The sequence below is a fragment of the Thalassotalea coralli genome (assembly GCF_055786205.1).
This window is the reverse complement of record NZ_JBVVBK010000008.1, coordinates 66,194-85,340: the sequence shown is the minus strand read 5'-3', so window position 1 is coordinate 85,340 and position 19,147 is coordinate 66,194. Positions and strand designations below refer to the sequence as shown.

Here is a 19,147-nt window from a genome sequence, read left to right as displayed (position 1 = left end):
ATGAAAGTTTTACATGTGTTGGACCATTCAATTCCTTTGCATAGCGGTTACACGTTTAGAACCCGTTCGATATTAAAACAACAAAGTAATATGGGCTTTGAAACGTGTCACGTGACGAGTCCTAAGCATGGCAATGATAAAAAAACTGTCGAAGAAGTTGATGGTTTAACGTTTTATCGCTCGGCGCCACCGTCTGGCATTTTGTCGAAATTGCCTGTGTTAAACCAGCTCGCTTTTATCAAACCGATGGAAGAGCGCATTTTAGAAGTCATAGAGCAAGAAAAGCCTGATATTATTCATGCGCATTCACCTGCGTTAAATGGTCTTGCTGCACTAAGGGCTGGACGTAAATCTGGGCTGCCTGTGGTTTATGAAATTCGAGCGTTTTGGGAAGATGCGGCGGTTGATCATGGCACATGTAAAGAAGGTGACTTACGCTATCGAATGACCAAGGCAATGGAAAGCTATGTGGTGAAGCATGCAGATGCAGTTACCACAATATGTCAGGGGTTACGTAACGACCTTATCAGTAGAGGCTTTCCCACTGAAAAATTTACTGTCATCCCAAATGCAGTCAATGTTGAGCATTTCGACCTTATTACTGAAAAAGATGCTGCACTTGAAAGCACATTAGGTCTAGCCGATAAAACTGTGCTCGGCTTTTTAGGCTCTTTTTATGCGTATGAAGGAATCGACCTGACCATTAAAGCGCTGGCGAAAGTACTTGAAAATAATCCGAATGTTCATCTACTACTTGTAGGAGGCGGACCACAAGAGGAATCGTTAAAGCAATTAGTTGAGCAGCTTGGTTTGAGCTCTTCGGTAACGTTTACCGGTCGAGTGCCACATGATGTTGTCGGAAGCTACTACAGTTTAGTTGACTTACTGGTTTACCCGCGAAAATCGATGAGATTGACTGAATTGGTGACCCCATTAAAGCCTCTGGAAGCAATGGCGCAAGGTAAAATTTGTTTAGCATCTGATGTTGGCGGTCATCAAGAACTGATTAAAGATGGCGAGAATGGATACCTATTCTCTGCCAATAATGTTGACGAATTGTCTAATAAAATCCTGGAAATTATTGATAATCAAGCACAATGGCCTGCCATAGTGGAAAGGGGTAGGCATTACGTTGAAAACGAACGCAACTGGCAAGTTAGTGTGAGCTTTTACAAGCCAGTTTATGAGCGACTGGCGTCAAAATGAAGATAATAACGGTTACAACCTTGTACCCAAATACCGAGCAACACCGGCACGGTATTTTTATTGAAAATAGAATGCGTCAGTTGCGTGAAAGATACGCTGATGTTGAGTTGAAAGTTGTGGCGCCAGTGCCTTACTTTCCGCTAAACAGTTCTATATTTGGCGACTATAGCAAATACGCCGATATTCCGTTACACGAGCAAAGGTTCGGTGTTGATGTTTATCACCCAAGATATTTAGTCATTCCTAAACTTGGTATGCACCTTACTCCGTTTTTCTTAGAGCGGGCAATTAAAAACAGTTTGGTGACTATCTTAAATGAGGGTTATGAATTTGACCTCATTGACAGCCATTACTTTTACCCAGATGGCGTTGCAGCTACGCGTGTTGCTAAACAGTTAAATAAGCCTATTACTGTAACGGCAAGAGGCAGTGATATTACTCTAATTCCAAATTACCCCACAGCGAGAAAGCGAATTCAACAGACATTAAAGGATGTCGATGCGGGTATTGGTGTTTGCCAGGCGCTAGTTGATGAAATGAGTGAACTTGAACCTGCACATAGCCCATTAGTGACTATTAGAAACGGTGTTGATTTAGCACTTTTTTCACCGTTAGAAGATAGAGAGAAAACCAGGCAAGAACTTAACTGGCAAAAGTTTACGTTACTTATGGTGGGTAATTTAGTTGAACTGAAAGGGCATGCACTTGTTATTGAAGCGCTCAAAAAGCTACCTGATTGCCAGTTGGTGATCATTGGTGAAGGCGAGTTAGAACAAAGCCTTAAAAGTTTAGCGTCAGAACTTGGTGTGGATGATCGCGTTGAATTTGTTGGCGGATTAAAGCAACCCGAACTTCCTAAATATTATGGTGCGGCTGATAGCTTAGTGTTAGCTTCGAGTCGAGAAGGTTGGGCTAATGTCTTGTTAGAATCAATGGCATGTGGCACTCCGGTAATCGCAACACGCGTTTGGGGGACACCGGAAGTTGTTTGTCGTCCAGAAGCCGGCATTCTTATCGAAAGAAATGTTGAAAACATCATTGAAGGCGTTGAACAGGTAAAGAGTCAACCAATCGATAGAAATGAAACGCGTATGTATGCCGAAGAGTTTAGCTGGGATGCTAGCTGTGAAACCTTATATGGTTTATTTTCTAAACTGATAAGTAAGGGATGATAGGCTCGTGATTGATAGTTTTTACTTATTAGCTAGTGTGATCAGTATGATTGTATTGATGGCTTGGTCATGCTCAAAGGACGATGAATAATGCGCGATATTATAGTGGTATTGTTTATCATCGCAGCGGTCTATTATTCGTTTAAAAAACCGTATTTAGGTGTTTGTGCTTGGATTTGGGTAGCCCTAATGGCTCCTGCTGAGTGGGCTTTTGGCTTTTCTCAAAGCTTTCGAATTAACCTAACCATCGTATTGATTACCTTTATGAGCTATTTGCTCATTCAAAAGGATAAAAAGGGGGTATTTGGCAAACAAGGCCTGTTTATTTTCTTGTTTTGGCTGGTTACTGTCATTTCTTCATTGAATCACAACACGATAGACCCTCAAGTAATTTCCGCAGAGTTTGAGAAATTTACTAAGGTAATCGCCTTGTATCTTTTTGTGGCATTGACCATAAAAAAAGAACATCACATCAACTCATTCATTTGGGCTGTTGTACTCGCACTAACAGCCTATGCTGCAATGGAAGGTGTGAAATTTATGCTTTCGTTAGGGAGCCATAGAATTGTCGGGCGAGCTGGTATTATTGAAGATCGTAATGATCTTGCTGTAGCGATTAATATGTGTATTCCGCTTGCGATCTACTTGTGGACGATAACAAAACACAAGTTATTAAAAACAGGACTGATGGTTCTGGTGATACTCAATATAATAGCGATTATCGGTACATACTCTCGTGGAGGGTTTATCGGTCTATCAATTTTAGCGATGGCATTGTGGTTAAAATCGAACAGAAAAATTTTACTCATTCTATTCGCCGCTATTTTGCTGCCCGTTTTATACGCTAATGCTCCCGATAGCTGGAAAGAGCGTCAGACAACAATATCAACCGCATCGACTCAAGATGGTTCGTTTATCGGCCGCTTATGGGCTTGGAAGATATCCACCATGATAGCGTTAGATAATCCGTTGACGGGTTCTGGATTTAAAGCGGTTACAGATCCTTTAATCTGGAACTACTACAAGCCAATGACGCCTTTCTTTGGGCCAATTGAAACGCCGCCAATACCAGATTGGATAAAACCTAAAGCGGCTCATAATATTTATTTGCAAGTTCTGGGTGACCACGGATTTATCGGGTTATTTTTATTTCTACTCATATTAGCCACTACCTATTTTCAATGTAGAAGGAACGTTAAACTTGCAAAGAAAAAAGGCATTAAATGGTGCGAAAACCTATCGAATGCTATTTCGTTATCATTAGTGGGTTATGGAGTTACAGGATTAAATGTAAGTTTGGCATACTTTGAGCTACTTTATGCGCTGGTAGCGATTGTGGTCATTATGGGTAAGCTAATTAATGATCACCAAATTAAGGAAGAAGTGCCAGTTAAGGCATAGTTTATAGGGTTTTACTCGTCGTGAACAAAGTGTCATGACGGTATTTATTTCCGTGTTGATTTTGATAAAAATCAGTGACGTATAAAGCAGTGTGCATGGGAGCAACTGCTCTTAAAAATGAAAGATAATTAAGAAGAGTCTAATTAGATATGAAAACATTACTAGTATCAGGAGCAATCCTAAGAGAAAATGGTTTTGAATTAGGAGAAGGAAAATATTACAAAGCAGCTCGCCTTTTTAAATTAGACTTGGCCACTGGTAAATTTTCATTAGCATTAGAGCTATCGGAGGGCAATGAAAATTACCCAGACGAAGATCCTAACTTGCAGTTTACAGCGCCTTCTCTAGAAGAAGATGTGTTGTGGCTTCCTACAGATACAGAGATATATAAATATCGACTCCCTGATTTTAACTGTGAACAAGTTATCTCTCACCCTTGCTTTCAAAATGTTCACTCGGTGCATTGTATCGGAGAAGACTTAGTTGCGACTTCGACGGGCCTAGACAATGTCGTTGTCATGAATAAACAAAGCGGCGAAGTAAAAGAAGTCCTTAATACAGAAGGGAAAGACCCGTGGCATCGATTCAATCCAGAGATAGACTACCGACAAGTACATTCAACGCGACCTCATGATTGTCACCCTAACTATGTCTTTGAAGCAAATGGTAATACTTGGGTTACTCGATGCAAACAAGAAGACATCATTAACTTAAATAACCCAGAGCAAACGGTTCAAATATGTAATGACGATCCTATTAGTATTCACGATGGTATTCGCTGGAAGGACAAAATTGTCTTTACTCGAGTCGACGGACTATTAGTGTTCCTTGATTTAAATACTATGAAAGAAACCGAAATAGTTGACCCGTTTAAAGGTACTAAGCAAAGACCAGCAGGATGGAGCCGAGGATTATTTATACACGATAATAAGTTTTACATCGGTTACTCAAAGCTTCGCAAAACTAAACTAAAAGACAAATTGAAGTTTTTAGCCAAAGGCAATGTTAAATATAGCTCAGGTAATAATGCCTTGGTTGTTGAGTATGATTTTGAAAAGCAAACAGTGACTAATGTCTTTGAAACTGAAGATGGTGCTTTAGACGCGATATACGGGATTGTTCCTTTTAACTATGACTGAAGCCGTCCAGACTAAGTTTACTTCTAGTATCGCTTGGTCCATTTTATCTCGCTGGAGTTCTAAATTACTAGGCATGGTTAATACCGTGGTGCTAGCGAGAATTCTAGCACCCGAAGATTTTGGTATTGTCGCGATGGCGACGATTGTCATCACTATGCTTGAGTCAATGACACAAGTTGGGATCCACCTCTATACCATTCGCCATAAGGATGACGACCCTCGCGTTTTTAATACCGGCTGGACAGTTAATTTCTTACAGTCTTTGCTAATAGCTATCTTGCTGTTTATTAGCGCGCCTTATATTGCAGCTTTCTTTAAAGAGCCAGCAGTGGAAGCCATTGTTTATTGTTTGGCTGCGATAAAAGCGATGAAGGGCTTTGAAAACTTCGCCATTTTTATTGCGCAAAAGCAGTTAGATTTCAATTTTGACTTTAAATTAACGCTTTACACACGGTTGACTTATACCGTTGCGACTATTGCTTTTGCACTGTGGTTGGAAAATTACTGGGCGATAGTGATTGGCCAAGGGATATCAGTGTTTATCGGTTGTATATTAAGTTATACCATGCATCCATTTCGTCCAAAATTTCAATTATATCAATGGCGAAAGGTATTTGAATTTTCCAAATCCATGATCCCGTTAAGCACAGGGCGGTTTGTTAATAACCAGCTAGATGTGACGGTAATTGGACGCGTGTCTTCGGCAGCTTATTTAGGTCAGTATCACATTGCCGCTAACTTGGCCTCTTTATTTACTAAAGAATTAATGTTGCCTTTTATTCGCGGGTTAGTGCCTAACTTGTCGAAACTCAAAGGTACACCGCAATTTAATGATGTATTGACTTTAGTTATTGCTGGCGCGGTTTACATCTTTTTGCCGCTAGGGTTTGGCTTAGCAGCCGTTTCTACAGAATTTGTCTCTGTGCTTTTAGGCGACAATTGGCTGCCAGCTGCGCCTATATTAGCGTGGTTGAGTTTATACGCGATGTTATCAGGCATTACTATGTTTGTGAGTGAGCAGTTTCTCGTCATATTAGACCAAGAAAAGTTGTCCAATAGATTAATGTGGTTTAGAAACATCATTCTTATTGCTGCTATTGTTGCCGTTTTGTATTGGGCTAACTATGAGTTAATCCCACAAGCCATGGTTGCTTCTGCGCTAGTGTGTTTACCTATTATTGTATGGTTTGTTACTAGAAAATTGGCCCTGTCGAAAATGCGCTTGTTTAGTCATACGTGGTCGGCATTATTGGCAGGCGGGATCATGGTTTTAGGTATCGATTTCATCTCGTTGTCTGATTGGCCTGTTATTGTGCAGTTGTTGATAAAGGTTGCGGTAGGTGGTCTTCTTTATGTGGGGACAATCGCGCTGTTATATATCATTAGAGGCAAGCCTACGGGTACACCTGAAGAATTGTTAATGAAGAAAATATTGAAAAAAGAATAATGGAAGGAAACATGAGCGAAATACAACTAACTGACGTTGGAACATGTGAATTGCACAGTGAGCAATCACTTAATGTAGGCTCGTCATTTAAACTGGCCGCTAACGAGCAAGCTAGGGTTTCTTTTCTGGGCGATGTTACTTTTCAAGGTAATACATTGTCAGCACAGGAGTTGTTAGATAACTACCTACAAACAAAAGATTTACACGCCTTTTATCAAGAGCTTTCTGGTCGCTTCTTCATTGTTATTCAAGATTTAGCCACTAAAAGCGTTCATTTGTTTAATGATTTTCTTGGTATGGTGCCTTGTTATTATCGCCTAGATAACAAAGAGCTAAGCTTTAGTACTTCTTTAAAGACATTGAAAAAAGAAGTCTCAGGTAAATATACGGTTTCTAAGCAAGCGATATATAACTATATCTACTTTCACTGCATTCCATCTCCAACCACTATCTATCAGGAAGTGGCAAAGCTAGAGCCAGGAAAACTTGTTTCTTTTGATGAGCATGGTAATAAATCAGAAACCACATTGTATTCCCCGCAGTTTGAAACTAAGCCAGGCAATGAACAAGCATTACATCAAGAATGTTTATCTGTTATTGAAAAGGCAGTTAGCGATCAAATCACAGATGATAACAAAGGCAATTGTGGTGCATTTTTAAGTGGTGGTTTAGATAGTTCTACAGTCGCGGGCATGCTGGCGAAAGTAGAAGAACCAGCGAAAACCTTTTCGATTGGCTTTGACGCTGAAGGCTATGATGAAACTGAGTATGCGTTGATTACCTCTAAACACTTTGGCACACAGCACGAAGTACTTTACTTACAATCGGAGCAAGCTGCAGAAAAATTTGTTGAAGTGGCACAGTACTTTGATGAGCCTTTTGGTAACTCTTCGGCAATGGCTGCTTATTTTTGTGCGATGTTCGCTAAAGGGCATGGTGTAAATACGTTGCTTGCTGGTGACGGTGGCGATGAGTTGTTTGCCGGGAATGATAGATACGCGAAACAAAAAGTGTTTGAATTGTGGTCGTCAGTACCTGCAATTGCTAAAGGGCTTATCAAGCCCGTCGCATCTGTAACCTCCTCGATGCCGGTGGCAAAGAAGGCTGCTAGCTACATTTCTCAAGCAGAAATACCACTTCCGGATCGCTTACAGTCGTATAATTTTGTTTATCAACTCGGTCGTGAACAAATATTTGAATCTGAATTTTTACAAGGCTTGGATACTGAATTACCGGAAAAGCAGCTACGCGCGCGCTATCACGATTGTAAAAGTGAAAACCCTGTTGACCGAATGCTGTACTTAGATTGGAAATTTACGCTGGCAGATAACGATTTAGTAAAAGTAAACAAAATGTGTGAATTTGCTGGTGTTGATGTGCATTTCCCACTTTTAGAAAAATCTGTAGTGGATTTTAGTTGTAAGGTTACCGCTGAACAGAAATTACCGGGACAAAAGTTACGTCATTTCTATAAGGAAAGTTGCCGCGGATTTTTAGCCGACGATACTTTGACTAAGAGCAAACACGGCTTTGGCTTACCATTTGGCGTTTGGTTAAAAGAAAACCCTGAGTTAAATAAAACTGCGTTGCAAGCATTGGAAAAATTCAAGCAAAGGAAAATAGTAACTGCTGAGCTTGTTGATAAGGCAATTGCTGCCCATAACAGTGTTCACGCCGGATATTTTGGCGAATTGATTTGGATAATGGTGGTATTAGAACTTTGGTTACAAGGTAATGAGGATGATGCCCATGATTCATAGTTTATTGTCTCTTGCAGGCAAAGTCCTGACAAAAGGCAAGCTAAGTATTCTTATCTATCATCAAGTTTTTGAAGAAATCGATCCAATGCGGCCTACTGAGCCGGTAAAGGCAGAATTTGATTGGCAGATGAAACTAGTTTCTCGTTATTTTTCGCCGTTATCATTAACACAAGCCCTTAAGCACTTAAAAGAGGGGACACTGCCAGCTAATGCCGTTTGTATTACTTTCGATGATGGCTATTTGAATAATCTTACGGTTGCTGCCCCAGTCCTTAAAAAATACAACATTCCTGCAACTGTGTATTGTGCGACCGCATTTGCCAGCGGTGAAAATATGTGGAATGACAGGTTAATCGATTTAGTGTCTACACCAGAGTTAGCTCAAATTGATTTAACATCGCTTGATCTAGGTTGCATCGAATTGACTGACATTACAGCTAGGCGTAGTACAGCACACAAACTTTTAGACAAGATTAAATATTTGCCAATCGCAGAGCGAAAACAAATCGTATCGTCGCTGTACCAAGAAAATGGTGTGAGTGAATACCCGGCAAAAATGATGACGCCAGCTCAAACTAAAGAGCTACATGAGTTAGGGGTAGAGATAGGTGCTCACACTGTCGATCACCCTATAATGCATGTACTATCAGAACAGGAACAAGAACAACAAGTTATTCAAAGTAAAACACTATTAGAGCAGTGGATTGGTGCTCCTGTTGTCGGTTTTGCTTATCCTAACGGCAAGTTGGGAATTGATTATGATGACAAAACTCGTAATGTAGTTGAGTCAGCTGAATTTGATTATGCTGTCACGACTAATGTTGGCGTTTCGACTAAAGACACTGATGTTTATCAATTGAATAGATTTACGCCTTGGGATAAAACGCCGCTCAAATTTCATTTACGTATGATTTTAAATAAGATCAGAAGTAAATAGCAGCTTATTGAAGGATAAAGATGAATAAAATGAAACAATCAAATGCTGCAGTCGTTGTTGGGATCTGTTCCCATGGCTTGTCAATTTGCAGAGCGCTAAATCAATTAGGCGTGCAGGTTTATGCGCTTGATAAAAATATGGAATTACCAGGAACTCTGACTAATTCCGCCGAGCTTATTGAAGTTGAAGATATTAACTCCGACAAATTAGTTGATGCTTTGATTGATTTAGCAACTAAGTTTATCGGTGAGCCTAAACCCGTTTTATTTCCAACAAATGACAAAATGGTTGAAATATTTGCCAGAAATTGGGCAACGTTAGCGCCACTTTATTTGTTGAGTTGGTCTGAGCATTGTGAACTCGTTCGCAAACTGCATTACAAAGATGAAATTGAAAAACAGTCTACGAAGACAGGTGTTTCACATCCAAAATCTTTTATTCTCCAAGATACTAGTGATTTAAGTGATATTAGCGCAGATAAGTTTCCTTTGATCGTCAAACCTACCAGGCCAATGTCATCGTTTAAAGTTGAATTAGTCGATGATATTCAGTCACTGCAAGAGGTTTGTCATGAACATACCGAAGCTATGCCGTTTATCGCACAACAATTTATTGAAGGTGATGATGAGCGGTTAGTCTTTTGCTCTATGTTTATGAAAAATGGCCAGGCATTAGTTAAGTTTCTAGGCCGAAAATTGCAAAGCTATCCAGTGGGCTTAGGGCAAGGGACCATCATGGAGCCTTATTTTGATAGTCAATTAGTGACGTTAAGTGAGCAATACTTTGAAGGTACTAATTACACGGGCCCTGTGTCAATTGAATTTAAAATAGATGACCAAGGCGTCTACTGGCTAATTGAACCGAATATAGGCCGGACTGAGTTTAGTGTTGAGTGTGCTCGAGCTAATAACGTGGATTTAGTCAAAGCTGAGTATTTAGCGACAATCGGTGGTGATTTATCACAAGTTGGTGAACAAACTTATGAGCGCGTTTGGTTAGATACGGAAAAAGATGTCACTGTTTATTTTCGCTTGATTAAACAGCGTAAATCTTTTTGGATTAATGGAAAGCTTCCTGTTTTTCCATACTTAGCGCTACACGATATGAAGCCGTTTTTCAGTAGCTTTTTTAAAAGCTTGCGAACTGTTGGCGGTAAGATTTTGAAAATAATGAAGCTCAAGTAATATGTATCAAGTAGATATATTGCCGTCAATCAAGGACGCTAAAGAGCTTTTTGAGCAGATTCAAATTAAAGAGCCTAAACTACAGTTCTTTCTTAGTTATGAATGGTTTGCTTTATTTGAAGAGTTTATTGTCGAACATGATGGCCATTGCACATATTTGCTGGCTTTGTTTGAAGGCAGTAAGCCTTTAGCGTTATTACCTCTATATGGATATGCAGGATCTTTCGGCACTAAAACACTAGCGTCGATGGCAAACTACTACACGCCTATTTACGATGTTATCTGCGATGAATCTAGCTTGTCTAAAAAGCAAGCATTGAGTACTATTTTTAAAGAAAAACAGTCATTCTTTAATTCATTTGATAAAGTTGAATTTCAACCACTTGCCGAATCTTCATGTGAACTTTATCGAGAGCTTACGCCTTCATCTCGATTTCGAGCCACGACATTTTTTAAACACATAAATTGGTTCCATAAATTTAGTAGTTATGAGCAACTACAGTCGGCTTTTTCTTCTCGCTTAAAAAACACTATCAGAAGGAAAACTCGTAAACTCTATGCAGAAAGTGATGTTGAATTTAAAGTGACGACAGAGCCTGCAGATGTGTTAGAAAAGCTTGGACATTATGAAGCGATTTATAACGATAGCTGGAAAGTACCTGAGCCGTATTATAAGTTCATTCGACAAATTGTTGGTGACGCAGCATCTAAAGGGCAGCTGAGGTTAGGCACTTTAACAGTTGAAGGGGAGTTTGTCGCAGCGCAAATTTGGTTCGTTGTCGAAAAAGAAGCGTATATTTTTAAGCTTGCGTATAAACGAGATCACAAGAAGCTGTCTGTCGGCACTATCTTAACGGCAAAGATGTTCGAGTATTGCAGCACTATCGATGATGTCACCATGATAGACTTTCTTTCAGGTGACGATGCATTTAAACGTGATTGGATGACTGAAAACAAATCACTCATCGGCATTCAATGGGCAAATATGCTGTCACTAAAAGGCTTTGTTATTGCGTTAGCGAATACACTGACCAAAGTGAAAAAAGCGTTAAGTAGTGGCTCACCAAGCGTTTAAAATTTGCAGTTTTTGCTTTAATCCTGATAGCGGATAACCAAGTTTTTCCGCCGCTATGGCTTGTTCCTTCGCTAAATCGAATTGTTCAGTTTTTAGATAAGCCAAGCCTAAATGGTAGTTAATTTCAGCGGATGTATTTTTAGTCGCCTTATTACCTAACTTTAACGTTTTAATCGCTTGTGATATTTGATTTTCATTTCGCTCTATAATGGCTTTCATTATATATCCCCCTTCGTAGTTAGGGTGTAATGAAATGGTGCTACTGATAAAGTCGAAAGCGTCTTTTTTATTGCCTAATTTATAGTGCGCCTGCGCAAGCCTTGCGCCAATTTCCGCATGCAGATAATGGTCAGTTGGCATTTTTTGTGTATAGCTAAACATATACTCATCTATCGCACCTTGAATATTACCTCGTGTTTCTTTGTGCAACGCTGCGCAATAGTGATGTAAGCCATACCAAGCTCCTGGACCAACTTGCTCTTCCCATTTTTTGATCACAGAAACAGGAACTTTATTTTGATAAACACTTGTGCGTCCAGCGCCTGAAACAACATAACGCGCTTTACACATTTCAGACCAAACAGCCCATTCTCCCGGTGTCGGTGTAAAATCTAACGACCATGACGGAAAAGCAATAAAGAGAAAAGCCGAACAAATTAAAGACTTGAAAAGGTTTTTTGTTTTACAAAAAAAGTTCATGATAAGCACGCAATCCTGCAACCAAAGAGAGAGTAAAACTTATCAATAAAATATCATCAAATTAACTAAAATCCCACAAAAAATTAATGTATTATGTCAAGCTATTTACTAACAACTTAAGTGATTATTCGAATTATGTCTGTACAACAAGAACTTCAAACTATTCTTAAAGATACTTTGCAAATGGAAGATGCATTAACTTGGGATGCATCAACAGAAATCTTAGGTGTTATTCCTGAGTTTGACTCAATGGCGGTTGTCACTGTATTAACGCAAGTTGAAGAGTTTTACGGCATTAGTATTGAAGATGATGAAATAAGCGCAGAAGTGTTTGAAACTTTTGGCGCTTTACTTAGTTTTGTCGAAGGTAAGTTGGACGAATAATCCTCATGATTTCAGGCCACTTTATCGACAGCCAACACGGCAACTTATTCGTCACCCAAATAGGTGAGCTTGGTGGTAATGAAGCTGTTGTTTGTTTACCGCCAATATTTGAAGAGTTGAATCTGTCGCGTGCAGTCATCGCTAAACAGGCACAATATTTTGCTAAGCAAGGTAAAGCCTGTTTTATTCTTGATTACATTGGTACTGGCGATAGCCAAAAACACTATGATCAAGTAACGGTCGATATGTGGCTCGATAATGTCATTGATTTAAGTCAATGGCTCGAAAGCAAGGGTGTTAATTCTGTTACTCTTTGGGGAGTAAGATTTGGTGCACTGCTGGCTTTGGCTTATCAAAAAAAATTACATGAAGTGATGCCTATTAAGGCACAGTTACTTTGGAAACCTGTGTTGCAAGGCAAGAATATCAGCACCCAAATGTTTCGCGTAAAACAAGCTAGCGAGATGATGCAAAATGCCGAAGAGAAAGTAAATTGGCGTGAACGAGTTCTAGACGGGGAATTGGTTGAAGTCGCTGGCTATCCATTAAATAAGGCCTTTCTAGAAAGTCTTGAAGCATTGAAATTTGATAAAAAACAACAGCCATGCTCGCCTATTGCTTGGCTTGAATTAGGCAGTGAAACTGTTTCTCCTGGGGTTACTCGTAATATTGGTGCTTGGGCAGAAAACAGTTATTTAGTTGAAAGCCAAGCCTGTCCTCAGTTTTGGCAGTCGCCAGAAATATTCGCTTTGGAACAAGGGTATCAGCTTAGCGCTGATTTACTGGTACAACTAAGCGAGCTCCAGAACAGAACCCTTAATTCATCACTAGAAAGTGTTAGTGAATCACTATGATTGAATTTGTAGAAACCATACCCGTAGATCAGCTTTGTGACGGAGTGGCTAACCAGGAAAGTATGCTGGCTATCGTTCATCAGCCAGAACCTGAAAAGTGCCTTGGAAAATCTGTATTAATTTTAGTTGGCGGTCCGCAATACCGTGTTGGTAGTCACCGCCAGTTCGTATTGCTGGCGCGTGCGTTGGCAGAGCAGGGATATACTGTCATGCGTTTAGACTATCTCGGCATGGGCGATAGCACAGGCGAAAAGCGTAGTTTTTGTCAGATGGATAATGAAATTTCTGCAGCGGTAGACCGATTCACTCAGCTGTTTCCAAACCACCAATTATCCTTATGGGGGTTGTGTGATGCAGCATCTGCCTGTCTTATATATGCTCATAAAGATACACGAGTTAAAGGAATGATGCTCGCAAACCCTTGGCTTAGAAGTGATCAAAGCCATGGCAAAACTATGCTGAAGCATTATTATCTGTCTCGCCTGATGTCACGCGACTTTTGGCAAAAGCTATTTTCTTTTAAAGTTAATTTTCTATCGAGTGTCAAAGATGCCAAAGGCTTTGTAGATCAAAGTAGAGGTGGTCAACAAGCCGATGCGGCGAGTTATCAAGAACGCATGTTGCAGGGCTTACAAGGCTTTTCTGGTAAAGTATGTGTGATGTTAAGTGACAATGACTTAACTGCACGCGAATTTGAAGATCAACTCAACAGTAATAAATCTTGGTCATCGCTAAAAAGTAAATTAGCACTGCATCGAATTTCGCCTGCTGATCACACCTTTTCTTCAATGAATGCTAAAGCACAAGTAGAAAAAGTAAGCTCAACTTTCTTGCAAGAATTAGTGTGATTAAACGCGCAAATTTATACCTCTTAGCCGGCTGCGTGCTGAGCATTTTATTTGTTTTTTTCTTCGTCAGCGCGCCTTCGGTTAATTCCCCTTATTTTTATCATGCCGCCACTAACAACGGTCATGTCGTATTTTTCTTTGTGCTGTCCGGTGTTTTTTTTCTGCCACCCAATCTAGGACCTCTTCAAAAAGTAAATAGGTACTTACTTACCTTCATCGTTACAACCAGCCTTGGAACCGCGATTGAACTAGCGCAATCGTTTGTTAGTCGTGATCTTGATTATTGGGATATTTATCGCAATTTACTTGGTTGGGCTGTAGCTAGCTGCGCGTATTTGTTTTGGCAGAAAAAGAAGAGGTTAGCTATCTCGCTTTTCCTGCTAACCTGTCTTTGCATAATCATTGAGCAAAAAGACGTGTATCGAGCGGGCATCATATACATTGACCAGCAAGATAGGTTTCCTGTGCTGACTAATTTTACCAACCCTCATGAAATTATGCTGTGGGAAACATATAACCAAGCAGATGTTTCTATCACGTCACTTGACGAATCTACAAAGCGTTACGTACACGCTGTATTTTCACCCTTCAAAGGTTATTCAAGCGTTACTTTTGGGCACTTTCAAAAAGATTGGCGAAATTATCGCTATCTAGCGATCGATATCTTAGCGTTGAAAAGTTTGACTGTGCCGCTTTGCGTAAAAGTAACAGACAAAAAACATGACGACCTTGGTCAGCCGAGCGGTGATCGCTTTGACCGCTGTTACGAGGTTAAAGCAGGTGAGCAAAGTATCGAAATTTCTCTAAATGAACTCGAACAAGCGCCTAATTCGCGCCTGATGGACTTAGCTGATATGAGTAAGATTTCGTTGTTTGTCGGCAATACTGAGAAAATCAATCAGATTTACATTGCCAACATGCAACTGCGTTAGCGCTATGGTTAGAGCTAGAAATATCTTTTAGCTTATTCAAAATAACCTTCAATCAACGCAAATATGTCAGTTAGCGCTTCGCACGATTCTATATGACTGGCATCACCAATGACCACTGGCCAATACTTGCTTTCTTCAGGAATTCTTCCATGGCTGCCATTGATGAGTTCAGGTTTCAAAGGAATCACATCGAGCAAAGTTCTAAATCCAAGTTTCTTTTGAAGCACTCGCCAAATTAATTTTCCTTTTACAAAAGGATTGTCAGGGTCGAGAAACATTTCGACTGGGTCGTAGCCAGGCTTGCGGTGAATATCTATGGTACGTGCAAAATCAGGAGCGTTTTTATCATCAAGCCAATAGTAATAAGTAAACCATGCATCGGCGCTAGCAATGGCAATAAGATCTCCTGCGCGCGCGTGTTCAATGCCGTATTGAGTCTTTGTGTCGCTATCTAATACTTTCTCGACACCGGGTATACTTTCTATTAAAACTTTAATGCTCTCTAACTGAGATTTGTCCTTGATATAGATATGGGCAACTTGGTGGTCAGCAACAGCAAAAGCGTCACTAGCGCCAGCATCAAGTAACTCATGGTCACCAGTTTTACGCACTTTAATATAGTTATTCTCGCGGAGCACTTTATTGATGGCGATGGGATGGTTTACTGGCTCAATACCGTACTCTGATACGAATACACATTCGGTATTTAGTCGCTGAAAATCCTCAAAAAGTTCTCGTGCTAGATTATCAATTGCTCGCAAGTCGTTGGTGATATCAGGGTGATTTGGCCCTAACTTTTGTAAGTTGTAATCTAAATGAGGCAAATAAACTAAGTGTAAGTTTGGTTGGTACTTTTCTTGAACTTTGATGGCGGCTTTGGCGATCCAATCACTTGATTTGATGTCAGCCTTAGGCCCCCAAAAATGAAAGAATGGAAACTTGCCTATTTCTTGCTCTATTTCATAATGGAATTGATCTGGGGCTGAATACAAATCAAATATTTTGCTGCCATCGGCGGGGTAATGTGGCCTTGGCGTCATCGAGTAATCGACCGATGAATACATGTTGTACCACCAAAAGCTATTGGCAACCGTGAATTCAGCATTGTCTTTCTTTAGCTTGTCCCAAATTTTTTCCGCTTTGACTAACTGGTTTGATTGTTTCCAAAATCCGACTTCTGCTAGATCGTGAAAATACCAGCCATTACCGACGATACCGTGATCAGTAGCAGTTTTTCCCGTTAGCATGGCGCTTTGTCCTGTGGTTGTTACTGCAGGAAATGCTGGCTTTAATGCTTTAATCGATTGTTGCTGACTCAACTTAGCCAGAAAGGGCATATTTTCTTTAGAAATTAAATTCGAAGACAAGCCAACAATATTGATGACGGCTAGCTTTTTAGTGATATCTGTCATGCTATTAGTAGATTCTTTTTCTTAAGTTGTTCACATAGCCAGCGGCATTCAATAGCGATATTGTCGTTAAGCTGTTCTGGAGAATTATCGTGGGACAATATACCCCAAGTGTACGTTTCTACTTCAATATCTGGGTTTATTTGATATTTCGCTAACGAGTCAATTAGCGCAAGAATTTGCTGCTGGGTTGTGCGTAAATGGGTTGTAAAGCTTTCTTGGTAAATAGGTACGTGTAAATGCATTCGTGACAATGTTGAGACGGGTAGGGTTTGCCACTGGTTTTCGGGTAAATCAGCACAGCTGGTGATTTGCGAATTTACCTGTGATTTTATTTGGTGCAGAAACGGTGAGTGATAAAAGGGCTGCAGCTCTTTACTAACCTGTTCTATATGTTGATGATCAAACTCTATTGCGTTAGATACCTGGATCTTAGCTATCTGAATATTTGCGCCAATAATATCAGCTACACTTGCCTGAATATCTTCGTGCATTACGGCTTGATGACAAACGTCGTAGCAAACTCCTAAATGCGCTGCTGCCACTTTGTTTTCTTTGATATGTAAATCGTCTACAAAGAAATCGATAAGCTCTTCGGTGTACTCAAGTGTGCAATCAGGCTCCATTTCAATGCATAGGGTGAGGTTGATGCCCGTGTCTTGTTTAAAGCGGCTAAAAGCGTGAGCACAAGCGTTTAATTGATCAACGGCTGCCTGGTGTTTTTCAGTGTTCCATGTATTTTTGTAGCCAAGCGGTACCGTGGATATCGAAACGTTTGTTTCAAAAAGCGATGGGTAGGTTGCGATAATATCAACAATAGATAAGGTGTAAGCAAGACGCTCGCTTTCACTCCAATCGGGTAGGTAAACTTGCTGTTTAACTGAATCACCATGAAATTTTCGTTGAGGAAAGGCATTGATCGTCGACACGTGCAGCTGGTTAGCCTGGCAATAATCGACAAGCGCAGTCATGCTCGATGGATTATTGCCAATATCTTCGATGAGCGCTTGATTAAACCAAAGCCCTAACGCCATTTGTTCTAGGTGCCTGTTTGCCTTTATTGGCAGCGCGTGAACTTTAAGCATGTTAAGAAACTGCTCTACCGTTTCATAAGCATGAACATTGCTACAATAAGCAATATTGCTGGCGCGCCAAGCCATTAACCGTTACTCCTGACCATCGACGTTACTGTCTTACTATTTTTCGACTATCGGCGTTTGACCGCGCAACGCAGAGTTATCTTCAAATAATTCACGTTGATCAATTAAAGGGCGCTTCACTTCTTCTAGTGAAATTTTTCCACTTTGCGCGTAATAGTTGATTGGATTCTCAAACAAAACTTTTTCGATATCAGCATCACTAAAGCCCGCTTCTTGCATTGCTTTGCCGGTTTTAGGCACTTTTAGTGGGTCACTTTTTCCCCAATCTGCAGCGCTATTAACCACCATTTTCTCGGTGCCGTATTCCTGTAATAGGCTTACCATACGGTCTTCTGACATTTTAGTATCTGGGTAGATAGAATGGCCACACCAGCATCCTGTTTCTTTGACCAAAGGTAAGGTGTGCTCATTTAGATGATCAATTAACACTAATTCTTCGTTAATCCCTACTTCACGCACTAGTTCGATGGTACGTTTAGTACCATTAATTTTGTCGCGATGAGGCGTGTGCACTAAGGCGGGTAAATTGTATTCTTTTGCCATTTCTAACTGTGCTTGGAAAAAGTACTCTTCTGCTGGGGTCATATCATCAAAGCCGATTTCCCCAACAGCCAATACACTGCTTTTGTTTAGGTAACGAGGAATGACTTTAAGTACTTCTTCAGCTAACTCACGGTTATTGGCTTCTTTAGGGTTCATACCCATAGTGCAGTAGTGCATGATACCGAACTGTTTTGCTCTAAACCTTTCCCAACCAACAAGGGTATTGAAATAGTCAACGAATGTGCTTAATCCTGTGCGTGGTTGGCCTTGCCAGAATGCTGGCTCTACAACGGCAACGACACCTGCAGCAGCCATGTTCTCATAGTCGTCAGTCGTGCGCGACATCATGTGAATGTGAGGGTCAACAAAATGCATAAATAAACTCCGTGTTATAAATGAGGTTCAATGGCTAACGGTAAACTTGCCGGAATTGCTCTATTCGCGGCGATTAGCTCTTCGCGATAGTCTGTTGTCATGCGGGTAAGTTCAGGGTTTAACCGTTCAGACAATCTCGTCATGCTACTGATATCGATATTGCAAAACAGAGACTTTAAAACTAATTGATTAAAATCTGGCTCGTTAAAAAACTGAGCAGGGTAGTCGTTGTTAAGTGCTAAAGCGGCAAGGAGTTCAACGCTATTGGTGCGCTTTAAGTCGACAATGTCATCAACGTATTTTCCTTTTGCGTCTAGCATAGATAAACCTAGCACTAAACTTTGTTTTTCTTCATCGTCGCTGATACTTAGCCATAGTGGAAAATCAATCGTTTCTAAATGCAAATAAACCCAGTAAATGCGAGCTAAATCAAGCGTATTGAATTGTTGAAATACTTTTGTAAATTGATTTACGCCATGCTTTCTTAACATCAGGGGTAACCCTGAAAAGGTGTCTATGCGCGTTTCATTTTCCGCTAATTCATCTTTAAGCTGTTGAAGTTTTTCGAAGACAACAGTAGGAAGGTGCTTTTCAATCGTTGCTAAGTTTAGTGTCATGATGT

Annotated in this window: 18 protein-coding genes; 13 read left to right on the top strand and 5 right to left on the bottom strand. The window is 40.3% G+C overall.

The features are described 5' to 3' along the window. The 9 genes from ACOB80_RS18580 (at position 1) to ACOB80_RS18540 (ending at position 11,321) form a co-directional block, all read left to right on the top strand. A complete protein-coding gene (locus ACOB80_RS18580; RefSeq protein WP_473167369.1) occupies positions 1-1,206 on the top strand; it encodes a TIGR04063 family PEP-CTERM/XrtA system glycosyltransferase in 1,206 nt (401 codons plus the stop codon). Next, positions 1,203-2,378, top strand: coding sequence for a glycosyltransferase family 4 protein (locus ACOB80_RS18575; protein ID WP_473167368.1), 1,176 nt, complete (start codon positions 1,203-1,205; stop codon positions 2,376-2,378). The genes ACOB80_RS18580 and ACOB80_RS18575 overlap by 4 nt, the downstream gene beginning before the upstream one ends. Positions 2,379-2,468: 90 nt before the next feature. Beyond that, the gene (locus ACOB80_RS18570; protein WP_473167367.1) at positions 2,469-3,779 is read left to right on the top strand and encodes a putative O-glycosylation ligase, exosortase A system-associated; all 1,311 of its coding nucleotides are present in this window, start codon (positions 2,469-2,471) and stop codon (positions 3,777-3,779) included. A gap of 149 nt (positions 3,780-3,928) precedes the next feature. After that, on the top strand, positions 3,929-4,918 hold the full coding sequence (locus tag ACOB80_RS18565) for a hypothetical protein (RefSeq protein ID WP_473167366.1): 990 nt from the start codon (positions 3,929-3,931) through the stop codon (positions 4,916-4,918). Then, positions 4,911-6,365: an oligosaccharide flippase family protein gene (locus ACOB80_RS18560; protein WP_473167365.1), complete on the top strand. Its 1,455-nt coding sequence runs from the start codon at positions 4,911-4,913 to the stop codon at positions 6,363-6,365. Before ACOB80_RS18565 ends, ACOB80_RS18560 begins: the two co-directional genes overlap by 8 nt. 11 nt (positions 6,366-6,376) lie before the next feature. Beyond that, positions 6,377-8,125: an asparagine synthetase B family protein gene (locus ACOB80_RS18555; protein WP_473167364.1), complete on the top strand. Its 1,749-nt coding sequence runs from the start codon at positions 6,377-6,379 to the stop codon at positions 8,123-8,125. Further along, complete coding sequence (locus ACOB80_RS18550) at positions 8,115-9,062, top strand: polysaccharide deacetylase family protein (protein WP_473167363.1); 948 nt, start codon at positions 8,115-8,117, stop codon at positions 9,060-9,062. The genes ACOB80_RS18555 and ACOB80_RS18550 overlap by 11 nt, the downstream gene beginning before the upstream one ends. A 20-nt stretch (positions 9,063-9,082) precedes the next feature. Further along, positions 9,083-10,246 (top strand): carboxylate--amine ligase, encoded by a 1,164-nt coding sequence (locus tag ACOB80_RS18545; RefSeq protein ID WP_473167362.1) that lies wholly within the window; start codon positions 9,083-9,085, stop codon positions 10,244-10,246. Between the two features lie 19 nt (positions 10,247-10,265). Then, positions 10,266-11,321 (top strand): GNAT family N-acetyltransferase, encoded by a 1,056-nt coding sequence (locus ACOB80_RS18540; protein ID WP_473167361.1) that lies wholly within the window; start codon positions 10,266-10,268, stop codon positions 11,319-11,321. Here the strand turns inward: ACOB80_RS18540 and ACOB80_RS18535 are convergent. Then, complete coding sequence (locus ACOB80_RS18535; RefSeq protein WP_473167360.1) at positions 11,307-12,020, bottom strand: tetratricopeptide repeat protein; 714 nt, start codon at positions 12,018-12,020, stop codon at positions 11,307-11,309. The genes ACOB80_RS18540 and ACOB80_RS18535 overlap by 15 nt on opposite strands. A gap of 135 nt (positions 12,021-12,155) precedes the next feature. Between ACOB80_RS18535 and ACOB80_RS18530 the strand changes: the two genes are divergently transcribed. The 4 genes from ACOB80_RS18530 to ACOB80_RS18515 are packed head-to-tail and all read left to right on the top strand — an operon-like array spanning position 12,156 to position 15,038. Further along, positions 12,156-12,404, top strand: coding sequence for an acyl carrier protein (locus ACOB80_RS18530; RefSeq protein ID WP_473167359.1), 249 nt, complete (start codon positions 12,156-12,158; stop codon positions 12,402-12,404). A 5-nt stretch (positions 12,405-12,409) separates the two neighbouring features. Next, complete coding sequence (locus ACOB80_RS18525; protein ID WP_473167358.1) at positions 12,410-13,258, top strand: alpha/beta hydrolase family protein; 849 nt, start codon at positions 12,410-12,412, stop codon at positions 13,256-13,258. After that, positions 13,255-14,106 carry a hydrolase 1, exosortase A system-associated gene (locus ACOB80_RS18520; protein ID WP_473167357.1) on the top strand — a complete coding sequence of 284 codons (852 nt, stop codon included), beginning with the start codon at positions 13,255-13,257 and terminating at the stop codon, positions 14,104-14,106. Before ACOB80_RS18525 ends, ACOB80_RS18520 begins: the two co-directional genes overlap by 4 nt. Next, positions 14,103-15,038: a VanZ family protein gene (locus ACOB80_RS18515; RefSeq protein WP_473167356.1), complete on the top strand. Its 936-nt coding sequence runs from the start codon at positions 14,103-14,105 to the stop codon at positions 15,036-15,038. The genes ACOB80_RS18520 and ACOB80_RS18515 overlap by 4 nt, the downstream gene beginning before the upstream one ends. A 32-nt stretch (positions 15,039-15,070) precedes the next feature. Here ACOB80_RS18515 and ACOB80_RS18510 read toward each other — a convergent pair whose 3' ends face one another. From ACOB80_RS18510 to ACOB80_RS18495, 4 genes are read right to left on the bottom strand one after another with little or no spacing between them, the layout of a single operon-like run. After that, positions 15,071-16,450, bottom strand: coding sequence for an alkaline phosphatase family protein (locus tag ACOB80_RS18510; RefSeq protein WP_473167355.1), 1,380 nt, complete (start codon positions 16,448-16,450; stop codon positions 15,071-15,073). Next, positions 16,447-17,607, bottom strand: coding sequence for a metabolite traffic protein EboE (gene eboE / locus ACOB80_RS18505; RefSeq protein WP_473167354.1), 1,161 nt, complete (start codon positions 17,605-17,607; stop codon positions 16,447-16,449). Before eboE ends, ACOB80_RS18510 begins: the two co-directional genes overlap by 4 nt. A gap of 36 nt (positions 17,608-17,643) precedes the next feature. Continuing rightward, positions 17,644-18,525 carry a TatD family hydrolase gene (locus tag ACOB80_RS18500; RefSeq protein ID WP_473167353.1) on the bottom strand — a complete coding sequence of 294 codons (882 nt, stop codon included), beginning with the start codon at positions 18,523-18,525 and terminating at the stop codon, positions 17,644-17,646. 14 nt (positions 18,526-18,539) lie between these two features. Beyond that, positions 18,540-19,142 carry an EboA domain-containing protein gene (locus tag ACOB80_RS18495; protein ID WP_473167352.1) on the bottom strand — a complete coding sequence of 201 codons (603 nt, stop codon included), beginning with the start codon at positions 19,140-19,142 and terminating at the stop codon, positions 18,540-18,542. Positions 19,143-19,147: the final 5 nt, after the last annotated feature.

Coding starts and splice junctions, on each gene's coding strand:
- ACOB80_RS18580 (WP_473167369.1), top strand. CDS start 1: ATGAAAGTTTTACATGTGTTGGACCATTCAATTCCTTTGCATAGCGGT.
- ACOB80_RS18575 (WP_473167368.1), top strand. CDS start 1,203: ATGAAGATAATAACGGTTACAACCTTGTACCCAAATACCGAGCAACAC.
- ACOB80_RS18570 (WP_473167367.1), top strand. CDS start 2,469: ATGCGCGATATTATAGTGGTATTGTTTATCATCGCAGCGGTCTATTAT.
- ACOB80_RS18565 (WP_473167366.1), top strand. CDS start 3,929: ATGAAAACATTACTAGTATCAGGAGCAATCCTAAGAGAAAATGGTTTT.
- ACOB80_RS18560 (WP_473167365.1), top strand. CDS start 4,911: ATGACTGAAGCCGTCCAGACTAAGTTTACTTCTAGTATCGCTTGGTCC.
- ACOB80_RS18555 (WP_473167364.1), top strand. CDS start 6,377: ATGAGCGAAATACAACTAACTGACGTTGGAACATGTGAATTGCACAGT.
- ACOB80_RS18550 (WP_473167363.1), top strand. CDS start 8,115: ATGATTCATAGTTTATTGTCTCTTGCAGGCAAAGTCCTGACAAAAGGC.
- ACOB80_RS18545 (WP_473167362.1), top strand. CDS start 9,083: ATGAATAAAATGAAACAATCAAATGCTGCAGTCGTTGTTGGGATCTGT.
- ACOB80_RS18535 (WP_473167360.1), bottom strand. CDS start 12,020: ATGAACTTTTTTTGTAAAACAAAAAACCTTTTCAAGTCTTTAATTTGT.
- ACOB80_RS18530 (WP_473167359.1), top strand. CDS start 12,156: ATGTCTGTACAACAAGAACTTCAAACTATTCTTAAAGATACTTTGCAA.
- ACOB80_RS18525 (WP_473167358.1), top strand. CDS start 12,410: ATGATTTCAGGCCACTTTATCGACAGCCAACACGGCAACTTATTCGTC.
- ACOB80_RS18520 (WP_473167357.1), top strand. CDS start 13,255: ATGATTGAATTTGTAGAAACCATACCCGTAGATCAGCTTTGTGACGGA.
- ACOB80_RS18510 (WP_473167355.1), bottom strand. CDS start 16,450: ATGACAGATATCACTAAAAAGCTAGCCGTCATCAATATTGTTGGCTTG.
- eboE (WP_473167354.1), bottom strand. CDS start 17,607: ATGGCTTGGCGCGCCAGCAATATTGCTTATTGTAGCAATGTTCATGCT.
- ACOB80_RS18500 (WP_473167353.1), bottom strand. CDS start 18,525: ATGCATTTTGTTGACCCTCACATTCACATGATGTCGCGCACGACTGAC.
- ACOB80_RS18495 (WP_473167352.1), bottom strand. CDS start 19,142: ATGACACTAAACTTAGCAACGATTGAAAAGCACCTTCCTACTGTTGTC.